Source organism: Chryseobacterium sp. JK1 (assembly GCF_050632815.1).
GTDB lineage: Bacteria > Bacteroidota > Bacteroidia > Flavobacteriales > Weeksellaceae > Chryseobacterium.
This window is the reverse complement of the sequence record NZ_JBODRU010000008.1, coordinates 116086-124640: the sequence shown is the minus strand read 5'-3', so window position 1 is coordinate 124640 and position 8555 is coordinate 116086. Positions and strand designations below refer to the sequence as shown.

The 8555-nt window shown below is 37.6% G+C and carries 3 protein-coding genes; all 3 read right to left on the bottom strand.

From position 1 onward, the window contains the following. Positions 1 to 650: 650 nt before the first annotated feature. Complete coding sequence (locus ACQ76T_RS24880) at positions 651 to 947, bottom strand: VanZ family protein (protein ID WP_431345880.1); 297 nt, start codon at positions 945 to 947, stop codon at positions 651 to 653. 55 nt (positions 948 to 1002) lie between these two features. Beyond that, entirely contained in the window at positions 1003 to 1380 is a 378-nt protein-coding gene (gene gcvH / locus ACQ76T_RS24875; protein WP_431345879.1) for a glycine cleavage system protein GcvH, read from the bottom strand. Between the two features lie 107 nt (positions 1381 to 1487). Next, a complete protein-coding gene (gene sprA / locus ACQ76T_RS24870; RefSeq protein ID WP_431345881.1) occupies positions 1488 to 8552 on the bottom strand; it encodes a cell surface protein SprA in 7065 nt (2354 codons plus the stop codon). Positions 8553 to 8555: the final 3 nt, after the last annotated feature.

The following is an 8555-nucleotide window of genomic DNA, read 5'->3' as shown; positions in this document are numbered from 1 at the left end:
TGGGGCAAAGATAGACACTTACTACACACCACGCAAGTTTATTTAACATAAATATTACATTTTATTAATATTAAACCTTAAAACACTGGAAGGCAGGGAGAAAAATTTTAAACATTTGTTTGGGACCGGCAGGGAGTGTGGGTTGGAGAGTGGAAGAATAAAAGAATGATTGGAGAAGGGGGTAATGAGTAGTGAATAGTATACATATATAATAGAAGGAGCTTTTTAAAACAAATATTCTTTATTTGAGTTTGGGATAAAGCCAATAAGGGAGGTTTTCTTTTATTAAAAGGGCTAAATCCCGTTTCTATTGAATCTCGAGATATCTATTAACCACAGATCGCACGGATTTACACAGATGATTGTGCTTTATTGTGGGATCGGGAGATGGGTTTTAGAAGGAATGAGGTATTTTGGCCGTATTTTTAATTCTCGACAAGAATTATAGCCCTGATAGGAATGGTTACCCCACAGCTTAGGTAGGTGCGTGAATGGGTCTGCGTGTAGGACAGCGCGGGAGCGAGGAGTAAAAATGGATAGCAGGAAATAGCTCCTGAGAATGTTGGAGAGCTTAGAGAGGTGAGAAAATCTGAATCTTTATGAGAGAAAAGGCATGAGATGAAGTGCTACTCTTCTCTAAAGGCTGTATTTTAAAAGAAACGTTTGATGAACAGCTTATAGGTATAGTATCCGATGAGACATCCAATGGTGTCTGCCACAACATCCAGAGTTTCCATAGATCTGCCCAGTCCCATCTCTTCCTGAAGAATTTCTGTGAGAAAGGCATAGATAAGAATGATCTGGAAAAAGTATGAGAATTTTATTTTGGGGAATGTCGCAATGAAACAGAATCCAAGGGCTGCGAATATGCTTAAATGTAAAAGCTTGTCGATACCATTGAACATAAACCAATATTCGTGGTTTTCTTCTCCCGGCTTGAGAAGCATATAAGTAAGAAATGCCCAATAAATGGGCAGTATCTTACTAAATATTTTTGAAATCTTATCCAATGATTGCCTGGTAATCTTCAGCAGAAAGCAACTCAGATTGATCTGCTCCATCAGCAATTTCCAATTTGATGATCCATCCGTCTCCATAAGGGTCTGTATTTAACAGTTCCGGCTGATCTTCTAAGTCTGAATTAAATTCAATAACCTTTCCTGCAATAGGTAAGAATAAATCTGAAACAGTCTTTACTGCCTCTACACTTCCAAAAACATCTCCTCCATTAAGGTCATCGTCTACAGTATCAATATCTACATATACGATATCTCCAAGTTCTCCCTGAGCAAAGTCTGTAATCCCGATTGTAGCTACATTACCTTCGATCTTGATCCATTCGTGATCTTTCGTGTACTTTAATTCTGATGGTGTGTTCATTTTTTAATTTTTATTTTGTACAAATGTATTCAAAAATATAGTAGCTTCAAATATTGGATATAAAAAAAGTCCTTCAAAACTGAAGGACTTTTAAGTTTATGTTATTTTTAGAATCCACCTCCGGAATCTCCGAATGTAAATGTGGCTGAAATACCTGCTCTGATCGTTGATAACGGGAATGCCGTTGAGATCTTATATTTAGAGGTCATCTGCTCGTAGAAGATTCTAAGGTTCAGGTTCTCGGAAACGTTGTAATCCGCAGACAGTTTGATATTCATCAACTTCTGCCCTCCTGTTACCTGGGAATCATTCAGAAGGATATTCATAATTGTGGTTTTGCTGTCTCTTAATGAAATATCTCCTCTGATATTAAGATCGCTTCCTTTTCCTCTGGTTCCTCTTCCTCTTACATTGGCAGTTCCTAATCTGAAGTTTCGGACAATATATCCAAGTCTTACTACATATTCTGTATTGGCATCTTCTGTAAGGGTCTGGTTTACCAATCCAAGGACTGTCATTCTGGTTTTGTTATACTGCAAACCAAACTGCATATTGTTTCTCATGGTAACATCTACTCCAATCAGCGGAGAGAAAGATTCTACATATCCTACCTGAGCAAAAGTATAAGGATTGATCTTATCTCCGTCACCTTTGATAACAGTACCTGCACTGTTTACCGCCTGATAATATCCATTTGGATTATCATGATAGTCTACATTTCTCTGAATACCTGTTGCGGTATATGTTGCGGTGTAACCATGCAGGATATCAAATTTAGTAAACTGTCCGCTGATGATCGGAAGGTTTTTCAATCCTGAATATGTTATTCTCCAGTTCGGCAATGGGAAACCTGATTTTTTAGGATTGCCCATCTTAGTTACCGATTTTCCTTCCATAGCGGCTTTAAATGCCGGGATCAATACATAAGCATTTCCGATACTATAATGTTTTGCAAAACCATCATTATCGATGTTAGCGGTGCCACCCAACTGTTGTGATAAAGTTCTTGCATTTTCTCTGATGGCCTGATAAATAGCTGTTCCATCTTTAAATGAAGTATTCAACAACATTGTGGTATTAGAATATGTTACCATTTCATTGGCGAACGTAAAGTCTGTATTCGGAACTCCATTATTTGTATAATTGAATCCTGTATGAGAGAAGTTGCTATTATAAGTATGCAATACATTAAGATCAATTCGGAAATCATTTAATGGCATCATCTGCAAATCTGCCCTTAATTCTTTGGTTGAAAGCCTAACGTATGGATCCGTCATATAGTTGGAGTCACTCACCCACCCATTTTCCATGACTGTTCTTCTGATATCCGCCTGTGATCCTAAAAGGAATCCTAATGTAGGGCCTCCTAATGTCTGTCCATATCCATACCAGTTTGGTGCAGAAATCAAACCTGGAAGCACTGTACCGTTAGTTTCATTATAACTTACATTCAATTGTTTGAAAGAAGTAAGGAAGAACGCAGCACCTTGAAGTGGGGTCAGTTTGTTTTTAAATTTATATTTCTTATATCTGTATCTGTTCTTTTCCCATTGTTTTGTAAATACGTTATTCAGGGAATCCATTTCCTGCTTACGCTTCTGAAGTTTAGCATTGATATTTTTAAAATATTTAAACTGCCCGAAGAACTTTGGAAGGTCTGCAGATGCGGTAGCCTGAATCACATTGGTATTTTGACCAATAGAACCTAAACTCACCTGCTTTTTCTGATCTGGATCATAGAAACCTAGTAATGAAGTAGATCTTGCATTCCAGTTGTACGTAAATCCGTAACCTACTTCCGCATCAATGAAATCCAGATAAGGCAGATACTGGAATGGCAGTTTATAATTTAACTGAACTCTATGGTTATACAATACGGGTCTTCCTGATCTGAAAACATTTCCGAAAATAGACTTGTTATCCATTATATTGGCATCGATATTATCATTAAGGGTTCTTGTCGCTGAATTGATTTCCAGTTTCAAAGATTTTGTAAAATTAAACCCTAAACCATACTGCCAGCCAAAATAGAAGTTTCTGTTTCTGATCGCATCAAAATCACTTCCTGTATTTCCATTTAAGATAGCTTCAACGTTTCTGAACTCAAGTTCGTTATAATTTCTGTCGATTTCAGTTCTGAACGATAACCTTGTAGGAATAGGATTGAAATTAAATTCTTTCACCCATCTCAGATACTTCGTTGATTTTGCCGTATCGCTGATCATTTTATTGAAAGGTTTCACTACCCAAGGTTTGAAAGTATAGTTGTAATCAACATATCCTCTCAGATATTGTCTATAATTTCTCTTGGTATAGATGTCTCTGAAATAATCATCGTTATACACAGCGGTTACCGAAACGTTTTCAATATCATAAAACTTAGGTTTCTTATTAGGATTCACCCTTTCTTTATGCATATTAACCACTCCAATACTTCTCTGTTGAGTATACGTTCTTGCTACTTTCTTCAACTGGTCTTTGTTGGCAGCTTTGCTAAACTCAACATCGGTATCCAAAGGATTATATTTCGGATCTTCGATGGTTTGTGAGTAAGAATAGTTCACCGGAATTTTAACTCCCGTTTTTTCAGGAAGGAATTTATCTACATTGATTGCAGTATTGATACTGAATGCCGACTGCGTAGACTGGTTTCTTTCTGCTGGTTTGGAATCTATACTTCCAAATCCAACCGATGTATAAGATGCATTTGTATTCACTGTTGCAAAATCTCCTAAGTTGAAGTTTAAGCTTGCATTTCCTGCATATCCACCATCATTTTCAATTTCAGAAAGACGGATTTCGTTGACCCAAAGAACTCTGGTAATACTAGTAGTTAATTCCCCATTTCTTACCCCAATTACTATCGTTGAGATATTTCCTAAGCTTGGACGTCCTTTGATATAAATCTTTTTAGAATTGATACCTCCATCTATTACTTTATCTAAAATCCTTTCCGTAATTTTTACACCCGACTTATCTCTTCTAATCTTTGCATCTACAAAATTCTGAATATCAAAATCAATGTCATTTTCCATTGGCCAAATTTCCATAGGAGCTGTTGAAGAATTCGGAGTCAGATTTAATGAAGATTCATATTCATAATAGTTATCTGTAGCATCAGTTCCGAAACGAATAAAGAATTTAGTTTTATTATCCATTCCAATTGTTTGTCTAACTGGATCATGAGCATGCACAAAAAGTTTTAGCTTCTTGTATCTTCTCATATCAAGGGATGTATTTTTGAATACCCCTCTAGCTTCTCCTCCTCTCAGCTCATTTGCTCTCATATAAAGAGAAGCTTCATTCTGTCTTTGCGCACCTGCGTTTCCACTTAATACTTGCCTGTCAATACCTGGAGGCAGCACATATGGAGGCTGGTTTAATGAATTTTCTTCAATATTAACACTTCCTACCTCAAGATCATCCGTATTTACTTCTGTACTTCCCTCATTCAAAGCAGGATCTACAATTGGAGTATTTGTTGAAGGGTCTATTACTTGATAAAGAGCAATATTTTTAGGGTATTTTCTCCAGTCTGATCTTACAAGATCCATTGTTGCGAATCTTAAAGTAGAAGTATCTTCAAATCCTGTTAACATTAATCTTGCAAACCTTACATTGTTCAGTACAGATGGATCTGCTGTTCCTTCACTTTTATCATAACTCGCAACAGGAATTCTAAACAGGTACCATTTCACATCTCCAGACTGTCCATTCTGGAAGCTTGCTTTTACTGTTTTTACATCAACAATATTATTTCTTCCTAATGCCATGTCAGCTTGATCCAGTTTTACAACATACTGGTTGTAGCTTTCTGTCTGGTCCAGGTTGTAATCTTTATTGATATCTTCGGCATCCGGTGTTTGAGAAGCCACATTCAGAGAGTTTGCTTCTGAGTTTCCGTCTGGGTTTCTAAAATATTTGTAACGTTCAACAACAGATGCTGCCTGACTTCCTGTAAATTTCTCTGAAAGATAGAATACAAAGTCATCTACAGCTGGGTCAACAATGTTAGTCACTGGATTTACAAATGTATTTCCAAATATTGTAGATTCCTGATCTGAGCTTAATCCATCATAACCAACATCCTGCTGCTTTCTATCTTCACCTTCAGTAGAGAATGCATATAAGATAGGAGGCTGCTTTGGCTGGATTCCCCAATTAGAGCTGGTAGTAGATGTTGGATTTCCTGGAGTTGGAAGACCATTTTCGTAAAGCATTTTACCATCTTTCAATACATCTTCAGAAACGTTACCCAGGTGTAATAAAAGCTTTGGATCAGTTCCAAGTTTTTTACCGTCAGCATAAGGATCCATCATCCAGAATTCAACATATTCGATATTGGATGTAACGAAATTGGGAACACTGATTGATCTCATAATCCCTGCCCATCTGCTTTGTGCCTGCTCTGTTGCAGTATTCACGTTGTATGGTCCTCTTTCTTTCGGATAGTAAGAGATATCAAAAGTATTGGTAAAGGTTTGTTCTCCGGCTACAAAATCTCTATTGTTATAAATTTCTGATAACTGAACTCTTCTTGATGCATGGTTGGACACCGCCTGAGGGGTAATTCCCGTTGGAGCTTTCCCTCCTACTCCCCAGAATCTAGGATCAATATTATACCATGATAATAGTCCTCTTCCGTATCCACTTGTTATGGCGTTATTATCAGGAACGGTACTAAATGGCGGAAGTTTATTTTTTTCCGGTTTTGAAGCTAAACTCCATGCTGCCGGTTCTTTTAATGATATCTTAGAAGTTGTCTGTTCAAAGTCATCAATATAAGACTGATCGTTGGTGCCTTTGTTCAATCCTGGTAATAAATACGCCGCTTCCATCTTAAAGTTGATATTGGATGGTGCTTCTGTTTTTATCATGGGAAGCTTGTTGGCAAATCTTGTCAGATAAGGAGCCTGATTGTTGTACATCAAGTTGATCCCTGCCATAGTATTATTTACAGCTTCCTGCCCATAGTTTACTTTTTGAGTCAATGGTGACTCTGAGTAATTCACTACGGTTCCTCCTAAAATAAAGTTCTCATTAAACCTTCTTTCTAAGTTCAATCCTAAGAATCTTTTTCTTTGGGTGTTAAAAGTTAGTTGGTTTTCTAATGAAATATTGATGGCCTGCCCGGACTGTTTTACATTTTCATTGATAATGTTAACTGTTCCCAGCATATAGTCTACGGTATAGTCTACCCCTTCGGTAAGCTGTACTCCGTTTGCAGAAACTTTTACAGATCCCTGAGGAACGTTTACTGCTCCCAAGGAAATACCTTGTCCCTGAACCCCTTTATAACGACCTTCCATTGTATACCTCTGTGCGAGGTTACTGGAAGTGGCATATTGCTTTTGTTTGGTATAAAGATCCTGGAATACATACTGAGGATCAAAAGTTCCTCCAAGAACCTTTTGCATGTATTTACCAAATGGCTGTACTTTGGTGAAAATAATTCTTCCTGTCTCCGGCCGGATTGTAATTCCGTTCACGAAGTCGAAAATACCATCCCCTTTAGTTCCATCTTTATTATTCTGGATATCCCCATTCATATTGAGGCGGTCCCAATTAAATAGCTTCAGTAAGTTTTGATCTTTTACAGGTGGAATATAGTTAATCTTACCTCCTGTATTTTGATCTCTGTAGTACACGTTTAGAATAAAGCCATCCTGAGACACCTGCCCCGCATCCATAGAATAGATGTTCTTCATCATCAGGTCCCACATTGGAGACTCTGTATTTACTCTGTTGTTTACTCTAAGTACTTTGGTAACCAGAACTGGGCTTTCTTCTGAGAATTCTCCTACTTTGTATACTTTATTGCTTCCGTTTACGGTATATGAATATGAAACCGCTAAAAGCTGATTATCATTAAGCTTTTGGTTTAATGAAATATATCCTAACTGCGGCTGGAAGGTAAATTCATTGGCGTTAAGTTTTCTGGCTTTTGTATTATAAATGAATTCTTCTCCATTATCATAGGGAGTTGCACTTCCCGGAAAATTCTGCCCCTGAAAAATCGTCCCATAGTTTTTACCTGCTTCTCTTGTTCCTGCAACATTTGATACCTGATCATATAAACCATTTAAAGAGTTATCCGGCAAAACATCTCCACCAGCCACTTCTCCTAGGTCCCTGATCCCGATAATACTTTTCTGATAAGCAAGATTACTATTCCCCTGGTCTAATACCCATGCTTCTATTCTGGTGATATTGATGGTAGAATTGATCTGTGGATAATTGAGTAAGGCATCATCATACTTGTTAAGGAAATAATGTCCTATAAAGAAGTGCTGATTATCTTCATAGTCAATTGCACTGACTTTAAAGTTATTCATCACCCCTCCTCCCTGTACTACAATATTACGAGCTTCTCCCTGTTGTTGGGAAAGCACAACGGTTCCAAAAGTTTTTCCCAGCTGAAATTCTGTTTTAACCCCGAATAAGGATTGTGAACCACGGATCAAACTTGTAGAAAGCGGCATTGTTACGTTACCGAATTCTACTCTTTTGATAATTTTATCTTCTCCGCCAGCATTCGGTTTATCAACTTCTCCAAGACCTTTCTGCTGAAGATCTTTCCAGCTTCCTTTTGCCTGCCATACAAGATTCATTCTATTTTCAAAGGCAAATCCACTTTGGGTGTCATAATTCGCTTTTAACTGAAGGTTCTCTCCTACTTTACCCAGTAATCCTAACTGAATTCTCTGATCAATATCAAAGGTAAAGCTGGTCCTGTTTTGTGGCAGGATAATTGGATTATCTATTTTTTGGTAAAGTCCGGCAAAGTCAAGAGAGGCATATCCTGAAGGAATGATTTCAATTTTATTACCTCCGAATATAGTTTCGAACAACTTGTTGTTGATAAGAAGGGAAGGAATTAACCCTTTTCTTCTGGCATCTGATCTGTCTCTTCTGAAAAGGAGATTGTATTTATCAGATTTTTCTTTATAGTACGCTCTTGTCTGATTGGCGAGCATATATTCTTTATACTCTTCCGGAGACATGGCGACTGGCGGCCCTGTGATGGTATTTCCAATTTTGGGATATACATAGTACATCCCTGTTTTTATATCGTAATAGGCTTCCTGCCTCGTGGGGTCAGCTACCTCATATTGCTTCCTTATGATCAGGGTATCTGTAGTTCTCTGCTGTGCAAAGGCACTCACAGACATCAA